The organism is Deinococcus sp. JMULE3, from assembly GCF_013337115.1.
Taxonomy (GTDB): Bacteria; Deinococcota; Deinococci; order Deinococcales; family Deinococcaceae; genus Deinococcus.
Genome location: NZ_SGWE01000004.1, coordinates 2,769,095 through 2,787,465, shown reverse-complemented (window position 1 = coordinate 2,787,465; position 18,371 = coordinate 2,769,095). Strand labels below are relative to the sequence as shown.

Here is an 18,371-nt window from a genome sequence, read left to right as displayed (position 1 = left end):
GCCGGGGCGCGCGTAGCGTGGGGCATGAACCTGAAACTGCCGTTCCTGAAGACCGATGACGCGCTGCCCGGTGGCGTGACCCGCCCGACGTGGGTGGTGCTGGACCTGAGTGGCCCCTACCCGGAGCGTCAGCCGACGAATCCGGTGGCGGGGCTGCTCAGCCGCACCGAGTCGCTGGAGGCGCTGGCGGCGCGCGTCGAGAAGCTGCGCGGGGCCGCGTGGCTGCACGGGGTGCTGGTGCGGTTCGGGGAGTTCACGGCGGCACCGGCGACGGCGCACGCGATCCGGGGGCTGCTGGCCGACCTGCAACGGGAGAAGCGGGTGGTGGCGTACCTGCCGCAGCTGAACATGCTGTCCCTGATCGCGGCGAGCGGCGCGGGGGAACTGGTGTCGCCGGAGTCCGCCGAGGTGAACATCGGCGGGTTCGGGATCGAGAGCACGTTCCTGGGTGAGTTCCTGAAGAAGCGCGGGATCGAATTCGAGAACCTGCGCGTCCGCGAGTACAAGGCGGCCCTGACGCGTTTTTCCGAGGAGCGGATGGACGACCACAACCGCGAGCAGCTGCAGGCGTACCTGTCGGGCCTGGAGGGCGCGTGGGTGCGGGACCTCGCGGCGGCGCGCGGCGTGCCGGAGGACGTGGCGGCCGGGTGGCTCGCGGCGGACCTGACGAGCGCGCAGGCGGCGCTGGAGGCGGGCCTGATCACGAAGGTCGCCTATGAGGACGAACTGATCGGCCCGGCCAGCCGTCCGTTCGCGGCGGTCGCGGACCTGCTGCTGCCCGCCCGGTCTGGGAAGGCGGCGAAAGCGGGGCGGGTGGCGGTCGTGCCGCTCGTCGGGGCGATCATCACCGGGAAGAGCCGTAATAATCCTGTGCCGCTGCCGCTGCTGGGCGGCCCGATGGCCGGGTCGGACACGGTCGTGGCGGCGCTGCGCCGCGCCAAACAGGACAAGACCACGAAGGCGATCGTGCTGTACGTGAACAGCGGGGGCGGCAGCGCCCTGGCCAGCGACCTGATCTGGCGCGAGGTCGCCACCAGCGAGAAGCCGGTCGTGGTCGTCATGGGCGAGTACGCCGCGTCCGGCGGGTACTACGTCGCCACGCACGCGAAGACGATCGTCGCGTCGCCGTACACGCTGACCGGGAGCATCGGCGTGGTGAGCGGCAAGCCGGTCCTGACGGAATTCAACCGCCGTCACGGCCTGAACCCCGAACGGGTGGGCCGCGACCGCGCCCTGATGTACTCGGCGGCCCGCCCCTACAGCGACGACGAGCGGGAGCACGTCGAGAAGGGCATCCTGGAGGTGTACGACCGCTTCACCACCCGCGTCGCCGAGGGCCGCAACCTCAGCAAGGAGCGCGTGAACGAACTGGGCCGTGGCCGCATCTGGAGCGGGCAGGACGCCCTGGACCGCGGGCTGGTGGACGAACTGGGCGACCTCCGCACCGGTCTGGCGCGCGCGCGGGAACTCGCGGGCCTGCCGGGTGATGCGCCCGCGTGGAACGTCACGCCGAAGAATCACGGTCCCCTCCCGGAATTCGCGCAGGAGGCCGCGCAGGCCGCCCGCGTGACGGTGTGGCCGTTCGGCGGGGAACGCGTGCTGACGTGGTTCGATCAGGACATCAAAGTGCGCTGACGCGGAGGTTGTGGGTTGTGGGCCGTGGGTTGTCGGAGGGGCAGCCCTTCCCACCACCCACGGCCTACAACCTACATCCCTTCGTACGCGTCGATCTGGCGGCGGATGACGTTCAGGCTGCCTTCCCAGAAGTCCGGGGCGTGCAGGTCGATGCCGAAGCGCGCGGCGAGGTCCAGCGGGGTGGCCTGCCCGGTGGCGGCCAGCAGCGCGTCGTAGCGGGCCTGGAAGTCCGTTTCCCGCCCCTGGGCGCGGGCCTGTTCGTACTGAGCGTAGAGGCCCAGGCCGAACAACAGCCCGAAGGTGTACGGGTAGTTGTAGAAGGAGCGGCCGTAGTAGTGCGGCTTGACGGCCCACATGTAGGGGTGGGGGGTGTTCAGGGCGTCGCCGTACGTGTCGCGTTGCGCCTGGACCATCAGGGTGTTCAGGTCGCTGGGGTTCAGGTCGCCGCCCGCGCGGCGTTCGAAGACGGCCTTCTCGAACAGGAAGCGGCTGTGGATGTCCACGACGACCTGCGCGTGCCCCATCAGCTGCGTTTCGAGGACGTACAGACGCTCGGCGCCCTGCGCGGTGGCCAGGGCGGCGTTCTGGATGATGGTCTCGCAGAAGATGCTGGCGGTCTCCGCGAGGGTCATGGGCGTCTCCTGCTGGAGGGGGTCCAGCGGGGCGAGCTGCACGTTGTGGTACGCGTGCCCCAGTTCGTGCGCCAGGGTGCTGACCGAGTCGAGGCTGGGGTCGTGGTTCATCAGGATGCGGCTGTCGGCCCCCTGCCATTTCATGCAGAACGCGCCACTGCGTTTGCCGTCGCGGGGTCCGGCGTCGATCCAGCGTTCCCGGAAGGCGCGGGCGGCGAAGTCGCCCAGGGCGGGGCTGTACGCGCGGAACTGGCGTTCCACGAACGCCTCCCCGGCGGCGTAGTCCCAGTGGGTGTCGCTTCTTCCCACCGGGGCGAACAGGTCCCACCAGTCCAGTTGCGTCTTGCCCAGGTGGCGGGCCTTGGCGCGGAAGTAGCGGCGGAAGTCCGGCAGGGAGCGGACGACGGCGGCCTGCATGGCGTCCAGCGTCTCGCGGTCGATGCCGTTGCTCAGGAGGCTGGGCGCGACGACGTCCGTGAAGCCGCGCCGGGTGGCGAGGGTCCCCGCCTCGCCCTTGACGCCGTTCATGCAGGCGGTGAACACGGTCTCCTGGGTCTTCCAGGCGGCCACTTCGGCGCGGTAGGCGTCCTCGCGCACGCCCGCATCGGGGTCGCTGGCGAGGGCGCGCAGGGCCGTGACGGGCAGGGTCTGGCCGCGGTACTCGCCGGTCAGGGTGCTGGAGACGTTGCCGTGCAGTTTGCCCCAGCCGCCGCCGCTGGCGGGGTGCAGTCGCGCGGCGAGGTCCTCTTCGGGCGGGGTCATCTGGTAGCGGGCGAGTTCGGCGGCGCGGCGCAGCCGGTGCTCGTGCGCGCGGGCGACAGCGCTGCTTTCCAGCAGGTGGGTCAGGGCCGCGTCGTCCAGGCCGCCCAGCCACGCGGTCAGGCGTGAACCCAGCGGCCCGAGGGGCAGGGTCAGGGTGGTCAGGGCGGCCATGCGGGCCTGCGCCGCCTCGTCGCGGCTGTCAGTGGTGACGAAGGCGTACACGAAGGCGCGCACGCGGCCCGCGCGGGTCAGGACGGCGTTCAGTTCGCCCAGCACCGCGTCCACACCAGCCGTCGTGACGGGCGAGTCGGCGCGGACGGCGTGCGTGTCGAACAGGGCCTCCAGCGCCTGCACGTCCTCGGTCAGGGCGTTCAGGTCGTGGTCCAGCTGCGGGTCGGTCAGGCTGGCGTACAGGTCGTCGGTGCGCCAGCGGGGCATCTCGGTTGTGGTCACGTTCCGGAGTGTACGGCGGGGCGGGTGGGGGCAGGTAAGCCAATTGGCGCACGGGTGGGGGTGGGCGTGCCATGCTGGTGGGGTCATTCTCCGTTGGTCTGGACAGGGTCGCCGCGCGCGACTGGATCAGCAGGTCTTTAGTTGATAAAACAAGTCCACTTTTTCTTCTGGAGGTTCCCATGCGTACCCGACTCACCCTGACCGCCACCCTGGCCCTCGCCGCGCTCGGCAGCGCCCACGCCGCCACCACCCTGACCGTCTTCATGGGCAGTCAGCAGCGCCCCGAGATCTTCCAGCCCATCTTCGACCGCTTCGAGAAGCAGAACCCCAACGTCCGGATCAAGATCGAGACCGGCGGTGCCACCAGCGAAGCCCAGAACCAGTACCTCACCACCGTGCTGGCCGCGAAGGACAACACCCTCGACCTCTTCCTGATCGACGTGGTCCGCACCGCCACCTTCGCCGCCGCCGGCTGGGCCGAACCGCTCGACGCGTACCTGCCCAGCAAGGACACCTACCTGAAAGCCTTCCTGCCCGGCCCGGTCGCCGCCGCCAGCGTGAACGGCAAGCTGTACGCCATGCCCGCCTTCACCGACGCGCAGTTCCTGTACTACCGCAAGGACCTCCTCGAGAAGTACAAGGCCAAGGTCCCCAAGACCTGGGACGAACTCGCCGCGACCGCCGCGCGCATCCAGAAGGCCGAAGGCGGCACCCTGCAGGGCTTCAACTTCCAGGGCGCGCCCATCGAGGGCACCGTGTGCAACTTCCTGGAGATGACCTGGACCGGCGGCGGCAGTGTCAATGACGTCACCAGTCCCGCCGCGAAGCAGGGCCTGGGCTTCCTGGTGAACGCCGTGAAGACCAAACTGGCCCCCGCCGCCAGCGCCGAGATGAAAACCGACGACTCCCGCCAGCAGTTCCAGGCCGGGAACGTCCTGTTCGGCCTGAACTGGAGTTACGCCTGGGCGCACTTCCAGGGCAACAGCCCCCAGCCGACCAGGGTCAAGGGCGACGTGGGCGTCGCCGCGCTGCCCGCCTTCGGGAAGAACGCCAGCGCCACCTGCACCGGCGGCTGGGAATGGGGCCTGAACGCCTACAGCCGCAACAAGGCCACCGCCGTGAAACTCCTGCAGTTCATGTCCAGCAACGACGTGCAGCGCGAGATGGCCGTCAAGGGCGCGTACCTGCCCGTCCGCAAGAGCCTGTACAACGACAAGGCCGTGCTGGCCGCCAACCCGCACTTCAAGTCCCTGTACCCCATCGTCACGAAGGCCCGCCCGCGCCCCGTCACGCCCGCCTACCCGCGCGTCAGCGAGATCATCCGCAATAACGTCTCCGCCGCCGTCGCGGGCAGCAAGAGCGTGGACGCCGCCCTGAACGACATGAAGCGTGACCTGGAACCCCTGCTGAAGTGATTCCACCCCTGAACTCCCCTTCCCGCCGGGTTCGCCGTGAACCCGGCGAGGGCCTGCTGGCCTTCTTCCTGCTGCTCCCGGCGGCGGCGCTGCTGCTGGGCGTGCTGCTGTTCCCCATGCTGACCACCTTCCGCGACAGCCTGTACCTGAACAAGCTGACCGAACCGTGGCTCACGGGCTTCGTGGGTGTCAAGCAGTACGCGCAGATGCTCGGCGACGCCCGCTTCGGCGCGGCGCTGCGCAACACGCTGTTCTTCGGCGTGCTGACCGTCGGCGGGTCGTTCCTGGTGGGCGTGCCCATGGCGCTGGCCGCGCACCTGCCCAGCCGCGCGCGGGACGTGGCCCGCGTGGCCCTGCTGCTGCCGTGGGCGATGCCGCCGGTCATCACGGGCCTGATCTTCGCGTGGCTGTTCAACGCGCAGTACGGCGTGTTCAACGACCTGCTGGTCCGCGCGGGCTTCATTCAGGAGCCGCTGCGCTGGCTCAGCACGCCCGGCCTGAGCGTCCTGGCGATGGTCCTCACCATCGTCTGGAAGACCAGTTCCTTCGTCGCGCTGATCGTCCTGGGCGGCCTCCAGGGCATCCCGAAGGAGATGATCGAGGCGGCGCAGGTGGACGGCGCGACCCCCACCCAGACGTTCTTCCGGGTGATCCTGCCGCTGCTGGCCCCCAGCCTCGCCGTGGCGTTCATCTTCCGCACCATCAGCGCCGTGCAGGTCTTCGACATTCCCTACACGTTCATCCAGCAGGCGCCCGCGCAGGGGCTGCTGGAGACGCTCGGCGTGTACATCTACCGCACGGGCATCGAGTTCCTGGACTTCGGGTACGCCGCCGCGCTCAGCGTCGCGTTGTTCGCCCTGAGTCTGGCCGTGACCGCCGTGTACGTCCGTTTCGTGCGGGACGGAGGCAACTCGTGAGTGGCGACACCAGCCCCCAGCGCCTCACGCCCGCGCAGCGCGCCGGACGGTACGCCGCGCTGGCCGCGCTGATCGTCGGCGGGTTCTTCCCGTTCATCTGGATGGTCCTGACCAGCCTGAAATCCGAGGGGGAACTCCAGAAGTTCCCGGTGCAGTACCTCCCGTCGAAACTGGACTTCAGCAACTACGCCCGGGTGTTCAGCGAGCAGCCGTTCGCGCAGTTCTTCCTGAACTCCCTCACCGTCAGCCTGCTGAGCACCGTGCTGTGCATCGCCGCTGCCGTGCCCGCCGCGTACGCCCTGGCCCGGTTGAACCTGCGCGGGCGCGGGCTGCTCATGACCGCCGTGGTCACGTTCAGCATGCTCCCGGTCGTCAGCCTGCTCGTGCCCATGTTCCGCCTGATGCGCGGCGCGAACCTGCTCAACACGTATCCCGCGCTGATCCTCCCCTACGCCGCCCTGAGCCTCCCCATCGGCATCCTCACGCTCGTGGCGTTCTTCAGCGCCATTCCCCGCGACCTCGAAGCAGCCGCCATGGTGGACGGCACCACCCGCGTCGGCGCGCTGACCCGCGTCGTGCTGCCCCTCTCGACGCCCGGCGTCGTCACCGCCGCGCTGCTGGTATTCGTGAACTCCTGGAACGAATTCCTGCTCGCCCTGAGCTTCAACACCAAACTGTCCATGCGCACCGTGTCCGTCGGCGTGACCCTCTACCAGGGCGAATTCGCGTTCCCCTGGCCCCTGATCGCCGCCGCCGTCGTCGTCGCCACCGTCCCCCTCGTGCTCTTGATCGCCATCTTCCAGCGCCGCTTCGTCGCGGGCCTCACCGCAGGCGGCGTGAAGGCGTAGACGGGTGATGGTTGATGGTCGATGGAACCACCCCACCCCCCACTCCCCACTGCCCTTCCCTTCAGGTGACCTATGACCAATCCTTCCCAGTCCGAATTTCTGTGGTTTCTTCAGCTGTCGCGTGACGGCGAGTTCATCGGCACGCGGGAGAAACCGCCGCGTAAGCCGACCCTGGCGTACCTGCAGTCGCTGATCAGCACGGCGGGCGAGGCGGGGTTCGAGGCGCTGCTGACCGCCACGAACTACCACAGTGAGCACGAGAACTACACGGCGGCGGTGGCGGCCCTGGCGCGCAGCGCGCCGACGGATCCGGCGCTGCTGATCGCGGTGCGGCCGGGGATGTTCCACCCGGCGATGTACGCGAAGATGCTCGCCACACTGCAGAACCTGTTCCCGGGGCGGGTGCGGGTGAACATCGTGACCGGCAGCAGCCCGGCCGAGAACGCCATGTACGGGGACCGCGAGGATCACGGCAGGAGGTACGAGCGCACGCGGGAGTTCATGCAGATCCTGCGGCAGTTGTGGACGGCGCCGCCGCCGCAGTCGTTCAGCAGTGACCTGTACTCGTTCGAGAACGCGGTGCTGGACCCGGCGCCCGTGCAGCCGATCCCGCTGTACTTCGGCGGGGCGTCCCCGGTCGCGCAGGGGATCGCGGCGGATCTGGCGGACGTGTACCTGATGTGGGGCGAGCGGGAGGACATGCTCGCCGAGCGGCTGGTGCAGATGCGGGCGCTGGAGGCGCAGACGGGCCGCCCGCTGCGCTACGGGCTGCGGACGCACGTGATCGTCCGCGAGACGGAGGCCGAGGCCCGCGAGGCCGCCGAGCGCCTGATCAGCCGAGTGGACCCGGAGGTGCGGGCCGCGTTCGTGGCGAGCCACGCGCACGTGGACGGCGTGGGGCAGAAACGGCAGATCGACATGATCAAGGACCTGGACGGGGACCTGATGGTCGAACCCGGCCTGTGGGCGGGCGTGGGCATGGCCCGCAGTGGCGTGGGCGTCGCCATCGTCGGCGATCCGCAGCAGGTGGCCGCGAAGATTCGCCGCTACGAGGACATGGGCTTCAGCTCGTTCATCTTCAGCGGCTACCCGCATCTGGAGGAGGCGCGCCGTTTCGGGGAGCTGGTCATGCCGCTCCTGAAGGGCGGCGCGCGGGAGGAACGCGCAATTCACACGGACAGGGTCGCGCCGGTCGCCTGACCTGCCCTGCTCCTCCCCCCTTGAGGGGGAGGTCGGGTGGGGGGTGGCGGGCCGCGCCCGCCGGGTTCAGCTGGCGCGCAGGATGACGTGTTCCAGGCGTTCGGCGACGTTCACGAGGTGATCGCCGAGCCGTTCGAGGTTGCGGGCCATGCGCCCGGCGGTCAGGGCGACGTCGGTGTCCTCGGGGCGTTCGAGCAGGCGGGTGAGGCTGGCGCGCTGCATCTGTTCGTACAGGGCGTCCACCTGTTCGAAGTCGAGGCGCATGACGTCGCGCGCGGCGTGCAGGTCGCGTTCCGCGAAGGCGTACGAGAGCCGTTCGAGCATCTGCGTCAGCAGGCGCACGAGGGGCAGGGCGTCCTGCACGGTGGCGCTGCGGGTGCGGGGCGCGATGGTTTCCAGGTCGCGGGCGACGTTGAAGGCGTAGTCGCCGACGCGTTCCAGGTTCGTCAGGCTGCGGAAGACCATCAGGTTGAACGCGAGGTCGTCCTCGGTCAGGGGGGTGCTGAAGGCCTGGAGGCACAGGTCCTCCAGTTCGCGTTCCAGGGCGTCGGTTTCGGCTTCAAGGCGTTCGGCGCGGGCGGTGAGTCCGGCGAATTCGGCGCGTTCGTTCGCGTCGCGTACGGCGTCGAGCTGTTCGAGGGTGATGCTGAGCATCCGCAGGAAGCGCGCGGTGATGGTGGCCACCGGGCCGGTCGCGGGTGCGCCGGTCGGGTGGGGGGTGGGGGGTGCGCCGCCGTCCATGCCGCCCAGTATCCTGCCGCGTTGTGATGAGGTGGTCAAGGCGGGCGTGACGGGGCGTTCACCCATGCGGACCTCCCCTGATGGCGGGGGTGGAGGGGCGGGTGGTCAGCGGTGGGTGCGGACGGGTCCCAGGGGTGTGAACCCGGCGCGGGTCAGCGCGGCGCGCAGGTCGTCCGGGCTAGCGGGGTGGTGGGGGCGGGCCTGGAGGGTCAGGTCACCCAGGCTGGCGACGGGCCAGCTCTGCACGGTCCAGCCGTCGAGCTGCGGGGCCTGTCCGCTGGGGGCGATGACCTCCACGCTGTACATGGGCAGGCTGTACAGGGGCGCGGCGGGATTGGTCTGCCGGGCGAGGGGCTGGAGGTCGGGCGTGAGGGGGAAGCGGGCCGTGGGGCGCAGGGTGGCAGTCATGGGGGGACCTCATCGGGGGCGCGGCCGGGGTGGCCGGTGATGCCCTCAGCGTGCGCCTGTGGGTGGGGTGTTGACCATCGGTGCGGACGCTGACCCTCGCGCGTCGCATCGGTTTTCCCGATGCCTGCCGGGGTGGGCGCGGCCTACACTGGGGCATGACCTCCCAGCGCCCCTCCTCAGTCGGTCTGCCGTCCCTGGCGCAGCTGCGCGCCCTGCTGGCGGTGGCGGACGCCGGGGGCTTCAGCGAGGCGGCGGCGGAACTGGGCGTGTCGCAGTCGACCCTCAGCGAGGCGATCAGCAAACTGGAGGTGCTGGCGGGGCGGCCCCTGCTGCGCCGGGGGCGCGGCGGGACGGTGCCGACCCCGGCGGGCGAGCGGATGCTGGTCCACGCACGGGCGGCGGTGCAGGCGGCGGGCGACGCGCTGCTGGCCGCGCAGGAGAACACGCAGCTGCGTGGCGTGCTGCGCGTGGCGTCCTTCCGTTCGACCGCCACGCACCTGCTGCCGCCCGCGCTGGCGGCGTTCCGGGCGCAGCATCCGGGCGTGACGGTGCGCCTCCTGGACGGCGAGACGGAGGGCGGCGGGCAGGACCTCGTGCGGCGCGGGCAGGCGGACGCCGCCATCGTGATCGAGGAGAACTGGGGCGACCTGCGCCTCACGCCGCTGGTCATGGACGAGTACCTGTTCGTGGCGCCCGCGCGGCGGGGCACGCACCCGGTCACGCCGGAGGACCTCCAGGGACCGCTGCTGCTGGCTCCGGGGCCGAATTCCTGCAACCTGCGGGTGATGGGGTACCTGCGCCGCTGCGGCGTTCAGCCGGAACGCGTGACCGAGATCGGCGAGGACAGCGTGATCCTGGGCATGGTCGCGCACGGGCTGGGCGTGAGCGTGATGCCCCGGCTGGCGCTGGAACCGCTGCCCGAAGGGCTGGTGGCGCTGCCGCTGCCGGAGCGGCTGATGCGGCCGCTGGCGCTGGCGACCCTACCGCACCGCGCGAACCTGCCAGTGATCCGGGCGTTCACGGATGCGCTGCTCGCGGCGCTGCACCGGCCCCACGCGCCCGCGCCGGACCCGGCGGTGGCCTTGCCGGGCGGGGCTTCTCTGCTACATTGAGCGCATGACGACCCTGTGTTGCCTCCGCTAGCGGCCCACGCGCAGCCCAGCGTCCGTGACCGCGCCCTGATCTCTGTGGCGCGGTCTTTTTATTGCCTACTGAACGTATTGCCTACTGAACGAGGAGACCCCATGACCCAGCGTCCCGAACCCCGCCTGCCCGATCCGAACATCGTCCTGTACGACACCCTGACCCGCCAGAAGGTCACGTTTGAACCGACCACGCCGGGCCGGGTGGGCATGTACCTGTGCGGACCGACCGTGTACAGCGACGCGCACCTGGGCCACGCGAAGAAGGAGGTGGCGTTCGACGTGATCCGCCGCGCGTTCACGCACTTCGGGTACAAGGTGCGGTACGTGGCGAACATCACCGACGTGGGCCACCTCCAGAACGACTCCGACGACGGTGAGGACAAGATGCTGGCCCGCGCCCGCCTGGAGCAGCTGGAGCCCATGGAGGTCGCGGACAAGTACATGTGGTCGTTCGTGAAGGACATGGAGGCCCTGAACGTCCTGAAGCCCAGCATCAACCCGCGCGCGACCGGGCACATCGGCGAGCAGATCGCGCTGATCACGGAACTGATCGAGAAGGGCCACGCGTACGAGTCGGCGGGCAGCGTGTACTTCGACGTGCGCTCCTGGCCGCAGTACGGCAAGCTGTCGGGCCGCCGACTGGACGATCAGGAGGAAGGCGTGCGCGAGGCGGTCCGCGAGGAGAAACGCGACCCGCGTGACTTCGCGCTGTGGAAGAACGCCGAGCCCGGCCACATCATGCGCTGGGAGTCCCCGTGGGGCGTGGGCTTTCCCGGGTGGCACATCGAGTGCTCCGCGATGAGCCTGAAGTACCTCGGCGAGGGCTTCGACATTCACGGCGGCGGCCTGGACCTGCAGTTCCCGCACCACGAGGCCGAAATCGCCCAGGCCGAGGCGGCCGGGCACGCGTTCGCGCGCTACTGGATGCACAACAACATGCTGACCATCGGCGGCGAGAAGATGAGCAAGAGCAAGGGCAACTTCCTGACCATCCAGGACGTCCTGGCGCAGCACGACCCGATGGTGGTGCGCTTCCTGCTGGTCGGCAGCCACTACCGCTCGATCACCGAGTTCAGCGACGCGGCCTTCGAATCGGCCCGCAGCGGGTACCGCCGCCTGACCGAGGCGCTGCACGAGGTCGAACGTCGCCTGCCGGGCGCGCCTGCCGGGCAGAACGCCGCGCTGGACGCGAAGATCGCCGCGCACGTCCAGGCGTTCGAGGACGCCCTGCGCGACGACTTCAACACGCCCAAAGCCGTCGCGGCGCTGTTCGGACTGACCACCGACCTGAACGCCGCCCTGAACACCGGCGAGGTGCCGCGCGGCACGCTGGAAGCCGCCCAGCGCGCCTACCGTGACCTGGGCGGCGAGGTGCTGGGCCTCTTCGCGGGTGGCAGCGGCCCCGCGCAGAGCGACGACTCGCAGGTCGTCAGCGCCCTGATGGACCTCGTCCTGAAAGCCCGGCAGAACTACCGCCTGAACAAGCAGTACGCCGAGGCCGACGAGCTGCGCGACACCCTGACGCAGGTCGGCGTGACCGTCGAGGACACCAAGGACGGCGTCCGCTGGAAACGTTAACCCCGCGGCCATTCCTGAAGGGACCGCGCAGCGCATGAGCCGGCCATGACAGAACCCCCCCATCCGGGCTGACCCGACTGTCAGGAATCTGCAAGCCTGCTCCCCTATCATGAAAAGCGAGCGGTGACCAACACCACCCTCATCCTTCCCTCCGACGGGCACGCCACCTCCCCCCCTGGGCGTGCCCTTCTTCATGCCGCTCCCGGAAGGTAAACCCGCCCCAGCCTGCCCTCACCCGCCCGCAGGGGCGAGCGGTACACTCCGGATCATGCTGCCCCCGCTCGTCAAACAGGTGCTCGACAACTTCAACTTCGACGTCGACCCCGACCTCAGCCGCGAGGAGAACACCGAAGACGTCATCAAGAGCGCCGCCCTGCTCGCCGGGGCGATCAGCGTCGAACCGATCCCCTTCGCGGACATCCTGCTCATCACCCCCGTGCAGGCCAAGATGGTCCTGCACATCGGCAAGATCTACGGGCACGACGTCACACCCGAACGCGCCCTGGAGATCGCGCGGGAACTCGGCGTGACCGTCGCCTACGGCCTCGCCGCGCGGCAGGTCATGCGCGGCCTCGCCAAACTGGCCCTGCCCGTCATCGGCGGCCTGATCACCGCGCCCGCCGTGTACGGCTGGACCTTCGCGCTGGGGCGACTCGCGCAGAACTACTTCGAACGCCGCCTCCAGGGCCTCCCCGACAGCCGCCCCGCGCAGGTGCAGGTCGTGCAGGAAGCCAAACGCGACGCCAAGAAGGTCCTCCCCACCGCGCAGGACTTCAGCGACCTCGCCAGCGAACTGAGAAGGCGGGCCGAGCAGAAGAAATAACGACCCGCCCCTTTTCCCTGCTCCATCCCACCATCCAGTGGGAAAGGCGCACCGCATAGGATGGTGCGCCTTTCCCTGTTTCACGTCACTTCAGGTCGATGTCGATGACGGGGGGTTTCTCGTCGGGTTCCGGTTCGGGCGCGCGGCGGATGTCGGGGATGGCGACGGGGCCGCTGCGGTCGGCGGGCTGGTGGGGCTGGCCGGGGCGGACCCACTGGGTGGTGGCGGCGGGGCCGCCGAGGCGGGGGGTGGGGGGTGGGGTGGCGGCGGCGCGGGCGGCGCGGAGGATACCGTCGACTTCCTGGCTGCTGAGCAGGCCCTTGGTTTCGAGCACGCTGAGGATGCCGAGGACGGTCTTGCGGAGGAATTCGGCTTCCACGGCGGGGTCTTTGGGTGGTGTGGGTTGCTTGCTGGGGCGGGTCATGCCCTGCAGGGTAGCGCGTGGTTGCTCCCCACGCGGTGACATCGGGCGTCCCGGATTCTGCGGCCGGGAGGGGGCGCGGCTTGTGGCGTGGGTGGTATTCTGCTTGCTGTCTGAAAGCGTGGTGTGAATGGTCACCCACACGGCATAACGCTTCGCCCTAGTGTGTTGGCGAGACGGGGCTGAGACGTCGAGGAGGTTTGGATGTACCGAGGAAGAGAGGGGCAGTGGGCGTTCCTGCTTCACCGCCTGTCGGGGCTGGCGATTCTGTTTTACCTGATGCTGCACGTGTTCAGCATCGGGTCGTTCATCTTCGGGGAGCGCTTCTACATGGCGATTCACGAGACGTATGACCTCGTGCCGTTCCGGGTGGGGCTGCTGTTCGTGACGGCGGGCGTGGTGTACCACGCGTTCAACGGGCTGCGGATCATCGTGATGGACTTCACGGGCTTCGGCGTGGCGTACCAGCGGCAGATGTGGTACGGCGTCCTGCTGCTCAGCGTGCTGGCGTTCATCGGTTCGGCCATCGTGGTCGTGCCGCGCATTCTGGGAGGGTACTGATGATTCGCGCCCGGACCTTCACGGACGCGCGTCAGCAGGCGCACAGCAATGCGGAGCTGAACTGGTGGATCTTCATGCGGATCAGCGGTCTGATCCTGATGTTCCTGATCCTGGGGCACGTCTACATGACGTTCATTCAGGTCAGCGAGTCCGACGCGACGTTCGACGCGGTCGTGAACAAGCTGGCGAACCCGGCGTGGAAGTTCTACGACTGGTTGATCCTGAGCCTGTCGCTGCTGCACGGCGCGAACGGCGCGCGGTATTCCATCGAGGATTACGTGCGCAGCCGTCCGAACCGCGCGTGGGTGAAGGGTGTGTTCTACACCGTGATCGCGCTGCTGTTCGCGTTCGGCACGGTGGGTCTGTTCTCCATCTGAAGTTCTTGTTCTCGGCCCCGTTCCTGCGGGGGTGGGGCCGGTAAAGGAAGTTGACTATGCATCATCGTTATGACGTTCTGGTGGTGGGTGCGGGCGGCGCGGGCCTGATGGCGGCGCTGTATGCCGCGAAGGGCAACGTGAGCGTGGCCTGCATCAGCAAGCTGTACCCCACGCGTTCGCACACCGGCGCGGCGCAGGGCGGGATCGGCGCGGCGCTCGGGAACGTGCAGGAAGACCATTGGGAATGGCACATGTTCGACACCGTCAAGGGTGGCGACTACCTGACCGACCAGGACGCCGCCGAGGTGTTCGCCAAGGACATCATCGACGCCGTGTACGAACTGGAACACATGGGTCTGCCGTTCTCCCGCACGCCGGAAGGCAAGATCGCGCAGCGCAAGTTCGGCGGGCACACCCGTGACTTCGGGAAGGCCGCCGTGGAGCGCAGCTGCTACGCGAAGGACCGCACGGGTCACATGATCCTGCAGACCCTGTACCAACAGAACGTGAAGGCCGGGACGACGTTCTTCAACGAGTTCCACGTCACGGACCTGCTGATCGAGGACGGGCGCTGCCAGGGTCTGGTCGCGTACGAACTCTCGACCGGTGAGCTGCACACCTTCCACGCGAAGGCCGTGATTCTCGCGGCCGGCGGGTACGGGCGCGTGTTCAAGATCACCAGCAACGCGCTGACCCTGACGGGCGACCTGATGAGCATCTACTACCGCAAGGGCCTGCCCCTTGAGGACATGGAGTTCTACCAGTTCCACCCGACTGGTCTGGCGAAGCTGGGCATCCTGGTCACGGAAGGCATCCGCGGCGAGGGCGGCATCCTGCGCAACGACAGCGGCGAGCGCTTCATGGAACGCTACGCGCCGACCATCAAGGACCTCGCGCCGCGTGACATCGTGTCGCGCAGCATCATCACCGAGATCCGCGAGGGTCGCGGGGTGGGCCGCGACAAGGACGCCGTGAACATCGACCTGACGCACCTCCCGCGTGAAGTGATCGAAGGGAAACTCGCGGAGATCACGGACCTGGCCCGCACGTACCTGGGCATGGACCCCGTCAAGGACCTCGTGCCGATCCAGCCGACCGCGCACTACGCGATGGGCGGCATCCCCACGAACCTCGACGGCCTGTGCCTCAGCGACGGGTCCGGCGGCACCGTGGAAGGACTGTACGCGGCCGGTGAGCAGGCCTGCGTGTCCCTGCACGGCGCGAACCGCCTGGGCACCAACAGCCTGGGTGACCTCGTGGTGTTCGGCCGCCGCGCCGGGATCGCCGCCGCGAAGTACGCCCGTCAGGTCGAGTACCCCGACATGCCCGAAGGTGCCCAGCGCGAGAGCGTCGACCTGTTCGAGCGGCTGCGCAACGGCAGCGGCAAGGAGAACGTCGCCGCGATCCGCAAGGACCTGCAGGAATCCATGATGAACAACGTGGGCATCTTCCGGAACGGGAAGGACATGGCCGCGCAGGTGGAGATCCTCAAGGAACTCAAGGCCCGCTACCAGGGCGTGACGGTCTCCGACCCGAGCCGCCGCTACAACAGCGAACTGATCGAGGCGATGGAACTGGGCTTCATGCTCGACTGCGCCGAGGCCATGACCGCCAGCGCCCTGAACCGCACCGAGTCGCGCGGCGCGCACGACCGCGAGGACTTCACCGAGCGTAACGACACGGACTGGCTGAAGCACACCATGGCGTACAAGAACCTGAACAAGGCCGACGACGTCATCATCGGGTACAAGCCCGTGGCGCTGAAAGGCTTCACGCGCGCCTTCGAACCCAAACCCCGCGTGTACTGACCCCACCCGGACCGGCGGACCCCTTCACCCCCGCCGGTCCCTGGAAGGAACCTCCCATGACCCAGACCACTGCACAAGCCAGCAGCGCGCCCGTCAGCGCGAGCGTGCCCATGCTGCAACTGAAAGTCAAGGTCCTGCGCTTCGACCCCGAAAAGGACAAGAAGGCGTACTGGACCACCTACGACGTCGAAGCCCAGCCGGGCGACCGCGTGCTGGACGTCATCAACCACATCAAGTGGTACCTGGAACCCAGCCTGACGTTCCGCCGCTCGTGCATGCACGGCATCTGCGGCAGCGACGCCATGCTGATCAACGGCCGCAACCGCCTCGCCTGCAAGACCCTGGTGCGCGACGTCGCCAAGAACGGCGGGACCATCACCGTGGAACCCATCCGCGGCCTGAAGGTCGAGAAGGACCTGCTGGTCGACATGGAGCCGTTCTTCGACTCGTACAAGGCGATCATGCCGTACTTCATCAACGAGTCCCCGGCCCCCGCCGCCGAACGCATCCAGTCCGAGGAAGAAGCCGAGCGCATGGCGCACTCCTCGAACTGCATCCTGTGCGCGTGCTGCACGACCTCCTGCCCGATCTTCTGGGTGAACGGTTCGTACCTCGGCCCCGCCGCGATCGTGCAGGCCCACCGTTTCATTTTCGACACGCGCGACGAGGCCACGCAGCAGCGCCTGGGCATCATGAACCAGAACACCGGCGTGTGGCGCTGCCGCACCGCGTACAACTGCACCGAAGCCTGCCCGCGCGACATCCCGATCACGCAGCTGATCGAGGAAGTCAAACGCGCCGTCATGTACGGCCAGGCGTAAGCCGAAACCCTCCTTCTGGACTCAGCCCCGCCCCGCCCGACGGCAGGCGGGGCTTTGTCAGTCTGGTTGGGGACGTGTACCGTGGGGCATGACCGACGCCCTGCCCCTGCCGTCCTCCCCGCGTGTCATTCCCACCGTACCCGGCCCACCCGTGATCGGGAGTATCACGAACCTGTACCCGCACCGGCTGCGCGCCTTCCTGACCGGCGCGTACCGCGAGCATGGCCCGGTGTTCAACGTGACGGGCCTGGGACAGACCTTCACGGTGCTGGCCGGGCCGGAAGCGAACGTGTGGGCGGTCAGGGAATCCGCGCGGGTGCTGCGCTCGCTGGAGGCGTGGCGCCCCAACGACCGGGCGTTCGGGGTGCAGCGGTCCATGATCAGCGTGGACGGCCCGGAGCACCGCGCGTTCCGGCGGGTGGAGGGCCGCACGTACACCCGCTCGTACCTGGGCGCGAACCTGCGCCGCGCGCTGGCCGTCACTGCCGAGGACCTCGCCCCGCTGCGGGCCGGGGATGACCTGCAGGTGGCGCACTGGTGCAAGGCCGTGATCACCGAGCAGCTGGCGCGCCTGGTCGTGAACGGCACCGCCCGCCCGTACCTGAGCGACCTGCTGTGCTTCGTGCAGAACACCCTGATGGTCCGCGTGACCCGGCAGCGCCCGCCGCTCGTCGAGCAACTGCCGGGCTTCCGGCGGGCGCGGGCGCGGTCGCTGGGCATGGTGGAAACCCTGATCGACGAGCACCGCCGCGTCCCCCCGGAGCAGGCCGGGCGCGAACCGGACCTGATCGACGACCTGCTGGCCGCGCAGGCCGCCGACCCGGCGTTCTGGTCGGACCTGGACCTGCGCATGGCGGCCATCGGGGCGTTCATCGCGGGCATGGACACCGCCGCGAACACCCTGGCGTTCGTGCTGTACCGAGTGGGGCGACACCCGGACCTGATGCCCGCCCTGATCGCCGAGGCCGACGAGGCGTTCCGGGACGGCCCGCCCAGCATGGACACCCTGGGCCGCCTGCCGCACCTGCACCGCTTCGTGATGGAGTGCCTGCGCCTGCACCCCATCGCGCCCGCCATGACCCGCACGGTCACGCAGGACTTCGACTTCGCGGGGTGCCGCGTGCCGCAGGGACGGCAGGTGATCGTCGGCACGACCGTCTCGCACGGGCTGGAGGACTGCTTCACGGACCCCGACACCTTCGACCCGGACCGGTTCGCGCCCGGCCGCATGGAGCACCGCCGGCCCGGCGCGTTCGCCCCGTACGGACTGGGGCCGCACATCTGCGCGGGCAGCGGCATGGCCGAGGGGCTGATCATGCTGAACCTCGCCGCGATCCTGCGGACCCTGGACCTGCGCGGCGACCCCACCTACGTGCTGCGCGAGATGGCCCGCCCCACCGCCACGCCCGACGACCGCCTGACCCTGCGCGTGACGGGCGTGCGGCACCCGGCGGTCAGTCTGCTCGCCTGAACCTCTACACGGTCAGCGGCTCGAGGCTCCGGACGGGCTTTCCGGTCTGCCGCGCGTACGCGATCTCCCGGCGGGTGGATTCGCCCACGTACCCGCCGGGGTTGATGACCAGCACCTCGTCCGCGAGGTCGATCTTGCACAGGTGCAGCTCACCCAGGCGGTCCAGGGCCGCCTCACGTTCGGTACTGCTCAGGTGTGCCAGCGCGTCCTCGTCCCGCTGGCGGTGACTGCCGACACTCAGGACGATCCGGCCCGCCAGCGTCTCGGCCAGCGACGCCGCGTCGAATTCGGTCAGGAAGCGCACGCTGCCGCACAGGCACACCACGCGCGGCCTCTCCCCTACCGAGGTGCTCAC

18 protein-coding genes are annotated in these 18,371 nt (G+C 69.1%); 13 read left to right on the top strand and 5 right to left on the bottom strand.

Annotated features, from left to right (window positions below):
• The first annotated feature begins 24 nt into the window (after positions 1 to 24).
• The gene (locus tag EXW95_RS16355; protein WP_174368341.1) at positions 25 to 1,635 is read left to right on the top strand and encodes a S49 family peptidase; all 1,611 of its coding nucleotides are present in this window, start codon (positions 25 to 27) and stop codon (positions 1,633 to 1,635) included.
• A gap of 71 nt (positions 1,636 to 1,706) precedes the next feature.
• Here the strand turns inward: EXW95_RS16355 and EXW95_RS16350 are convergent, their stop codons facing one another.
• On the bottom strand, positions 1,707 to 3,467 hold the full coding sequence (locus EXW95_RS16350; RefSeq protein WP_174369031.1) for a M3 family oligoendopeptidase: 1,761 nt from the start codon (positions 3,465 to 3,467) through the stop codon (positions 1,707 to 1,709).
• A 194-nt stretch (positions 3,468 to 3,661) separates the two neighbouring features.
• Between EXW95_RS16350 and EXW95_RS16345 the strand changes: the two genes are divergently transcribed.
• The 4 genes from EXW95_RS16345 (at position 3,662) to EXW95_RS16330 (ending at position 7,862) form a co-directional block, all read left to right on the top strand.
• Positions 3,662 to 4,897: an ABC transporter substrate-binding protein gene (locus tag EXW95_RS16345; protein WP_174368340.1), complete on the top strand. Its 1,236-nt coding sequence runs from the start codon at positions 3,662 to 3,664 to the stop codon at positions 4,895 to 4,897.
• Positions 4,894 to 5,814, top strand: a complete 921-nt coding sequence (locus EXW95_RS16340; protein ID WP_371810124.1) for a carbohydrate ABC transporter permease — start codon at positions 4,894 to 4,896, stop codon at positions 5,812 to 5,814. Before EXW95_RS16345 ends, EXW95_RS16340 begins: the two co-directional genes overlap by 4 nt.
• A complete protein-coding gene (locus tag EXW95_RS16335; RefSeq protein ID WP_062157804.1) occupies positions 5,811 to 6,662 on the top strand; it encodes a carbohydrate ABC transporter permease in 852 nt (283 codons plus the stop codon). Before EXW95_RS16340 ends, EXW95_RS16335 begins: the two co-directional genes overlap by 4 nt.
• A gap of 72 nt (positions 6,663 to 6,734) precedes the next feature.
• On the top strand, positions 6,735 to 7,862 hold the full coding sequence (locus EXW95_RS16330; protein ID WP_174368339.1) for an LLM class flavin-dependent oxidoreductase: 1,128 nt from the start codon (positions 6,735 to 6,737) through the stop codon (positions 7,860 to 7,862).
• A 66-nt stretch (positions 7,863 to 7,928) separates the two neighbouring features.
• Here EXW95_RS16330 and EXW95_RS16325 read toward each other — a convergent pair whose 3' ends face one another.
• Together EXW95_RS16325 and EXW95_RS16320 are read right to left on the bottom strand one after the other, a co-directional pair.
• The gene (locus EXW95_RS16325) at positions 7,929 to 8,516 is read right to left on the bottom strand and encodes a phosphate uptake regulator PhoU (protein WP_174369029.1); all 588 of its coding nucleotides are present in this window, start codon (positions 8,514 to 8,516) and stop codon (positions 7,929 to 7,931) included.
• Between the two features lie 192 nt (positions 8,517 to 8,708).
• Positions 8,709 to 9,011, bottom strand: a complete 303-nt coding sequence (locus tag EXW95_RS16320) for a hypothetical protein (RefSeq protein ID WP_174368338.1) — start codon at positions 9,009 to 9,011, stop codon at positions 8,709 to 8,711.
• 155 nt (positions 9,012 to 9,166) lie between these two features.
• Between EXW95_RS16320 and EXW95_RS16315 the strand changes: the two genes are divergently transcribed.
• The 3 genes from EXW95_RS16315 (at position 9,167) to EXW95_RS16305 (ending at position 12,557) form a co-directional block, all read left to right on the top strand.
• Entirely contained in the window at positions 9,167 to 10,123 is a 957-nt protein-coding gene (locus EXW95_RS16315) for a LysR family transcriptional regulator (RefSeq protein WP_174368337.1), read from the top strand.
• A gap of 132 nt (positions 10,124 to 10,255) precedes the next feature.
• Complete coding sequence (gene cysS, locus EXW95_RS16310; protein ID WP_174368336.1) at positions 10,256 to 11,734, top strand: cysteine--tRNA ligase; 1,479 nt, start codon at positions 10,256 to 10,258, stop codon at positions 11,732 to 11,734.
• A 268-nt stretch (positions 11,735 to 12,002) separates the two neighbouring features.
• Positions 12,003 to 12,557 (top strand): YcjF family protein, encoded by a 555-nt coding sequence (locus tag EXW95_RS16305; RefSeq protein ID WP_174368335.1) that lies wholly within the window; start codon positions 12,003 to 12,005, stop codon positions 12,555 to 12,557.
• A gap of 85 nt (positions 12,558 to 12,642) precedes the next feature.
• On the opposite strand, the gene EXW95_RS16300 is transcribed toward EXW95_RS16305, so the two are convergent.
• Positions 12,643 to 12,981: a hypothetical protein gene (locus EXW95_RS16300; protein WP_174368334.1), complete on the bottom strand. Its 339-nt coding sequence runs from the start codon at positions 12,979 to 12,981 to the stop codon at positions 12,643 to 12,645.
• Between the two features lie 201 nt (positions 12,982 to 13,182).
• On the opposite strand from EXW95_RS16300, the gene sdhC reads away from it, so the two are divergent.
• The 5 genes from sdhC (at position 13,183) to EXW95_RS16275 (ending at position 18,016) form a co-directional block, all read left to right on the top strand.
• Positions 13,183 to 13,539, top strand: a complete 357-nt coding sequence (gene sdhC, locus EXW95_RS16295; protein ID WP_174368333.1) for a succinate dehydrogenase, cytochrome b556 subunit — start codon at positions 13,183 to 13,185, stop codon at positions 13,537 to 13,539.
• Positions 13,539 to 13,916, top strand: a complete 378-nt coding sequence (locus tag EXW95_RS16290) for a succinate dehydrogenase hydrophobic membrane anchor subunit (protein WP_174368332.1) — start codon at positions 13,539 to 13,541, stop codon at positions 13,914 to 13,916. The genes sdhC and EXW95_RS16290 overlap by 1 nt, the downstream gene beginning before the upstream one ends.
• A 56-nt stretch (positions 13,917 to 13,972) precedes the next feature.
• Positions 13,973 to 15,724 carry a succinate dehydrogenase flavoprotein subunit gene (gene sdhA, locus EXW95_RS16285; protein WP_174368331.1) on the top strand — a complete coding sequence of 584 codons (1,752 nt, stop codon included), beginning with the start codon at positions 13,973 to 13,975 and terminating at the stop codon, positions 15,722 to 15,724.
• A 56-nt stretch (positions 15,725 to 15,780) separates the two neighbouring features.
• Positions 15,781 to 16,545 carry a succinate dehydrogenase iron-sulfur subunit gene (locus EXW95_RS16280; protein ID WP_174368330.1) on the top strand — a complete coding sequence of 255 codons (765 nt, stop codon included), beginning with the start codon at positions 15,781 to 15,783 and terminating at the stop codon, positions 16,543 to 16,545.
• An 88-nt stretch (positions 16,546 to 16,633) separates the two neighbouring features.
• A complete protein-coding gene (locus EXW95_RS16275; RefSeq protein ID WP_174368329.1) occupies positions 16,634 to 18,016 on the top strand; it encodes a cytochrome P450 in 1,383 nt (460 codons plus the stop codon).
• 4 nt (positions 18,017 to 18,020) lie between these two features.
• Here the strand turns inward: EXW95_RS16275 and EXW95_RS16270 are convergent, their stop codons facing one another.
• Positions 18,021 to 18,371: a hypothetical protein gene (locus tag EXW95_RS16270; RefSeq protein WP_174368328.1), complete on the bottom strand. Its 351-nt coding sequence runs from the start codon at positions 18,369 to 18,371 to the stop codon at positions 18,021 to 18,023.

Excerpts from the sequence above, each read along its gene's own strand:
- sdhC (WP_174368333.1), top strand. The coding sequence starts at position 13,183 with ATGTACCGAGGAAGAGAGGGGCAGTGGGCGTTCCTGCTTCACCGCCTG.
- cysS (WP_174368336.1), top strand. The coding sequence starts at position 10,256 with ATGACCCAGCGTCCCGAACCCCGCCTGCCCGATCCGAACATCGTCCTG.
- EXW95_RS16300 (WP_174368334.1), bottom strand. The coding sequence starts at position 12,981 with ATGACCCGCCCCAGCAAGCAACCCACACCACCCAAAGACCCCGCCGTG.
- EXW95_RS16275 (WP_174368329.1), top strand. The coding sequence starts at position 16,634 with ATGACCGACGCCCTGCCCCTGCCGTCCTCCCCGCGTGTCATTCCCACC.
- EXW95_RS16320 (WP_174368338.1), bottom strand. The coding sequence starts at position 9,011 with ATGACTGCCACCCTGCGCCCCACGGCCCGCTTCCCCCTCACGCCCGAC.
- EXW95_RS16305 (WP_174368335.1), top strand. The coding sequence starts at position 12,003 with ATGCTGCCCCCGCTCGTCAAACAGGTGCTCGACAACTTCAACTTCGAC.
- EXW95_RS16355 (WP_174368341.1), top strand. The coding sequence starts at position 25 with ATGAACCTGAAACTGCCGTTCCTGAAGACCGATGACGCGCTGCCCGGT.
- sdhA (WP_174368331.1), top strand. The coding sequence starts at position 13,973 with ATGCATCATCGTTATGACGTTCTGGTGGTGGGTGCGGGCGGCGCGGGC.
- EXW95_RS16350 (WP_174369031.1), bottom strand. The coding sequence starts at position 3,467 with ATGCCCCGCTGGCGCACCGACGACCTGTACGCCAGCCTGACCGACCCG.
- EXW95_RS16315 (WP_174368337.1), top strand. The coding sequence starts at position 9,167 with ATGACCTCCCAGCGCCCCTCCTCAGTCGGTCTGCCGTCCCTGGCGCAG.
- EXW95_RS16280 (WP_174368330.1), top strand. The coding sequence starts at position 15,781 with ATGACCCAGACCACTGCACAAGCCAGCAGCGCGCCCGTCAGCGCGAGC.
- EXW95_RS16345 (WP_174368340.1), top strand. The coding sequence starts at position 3,662 with ATGCGTACCCGACTCACCCTGACCGCCACCCTGGCCCTCGCCGCGCTC.
- EXW95_RS16330 (WP_174368339.1), top strand. The coding sequence starts at position 6,735 with ATGACCAATCCTTCCCAGTCCGAATTTCTGTGGTTTCTTCAGCTGTCG.
- EXW95_RS16290 (WP_174368332.1), top strand. The coding sequence starts at position 13,539 with ATGATTCGCGCCCGGACCTTCACGGACGCGCGTCAGCAGGCGCACAGC.
- EXW95_RS16325 (WP_174369029.1), bottom strand. The coding sequence starts at position 8,516 with ATGCTCAGCATCACCCTCGAACAGCTCGACGCCGTACGCGACGCGAAC.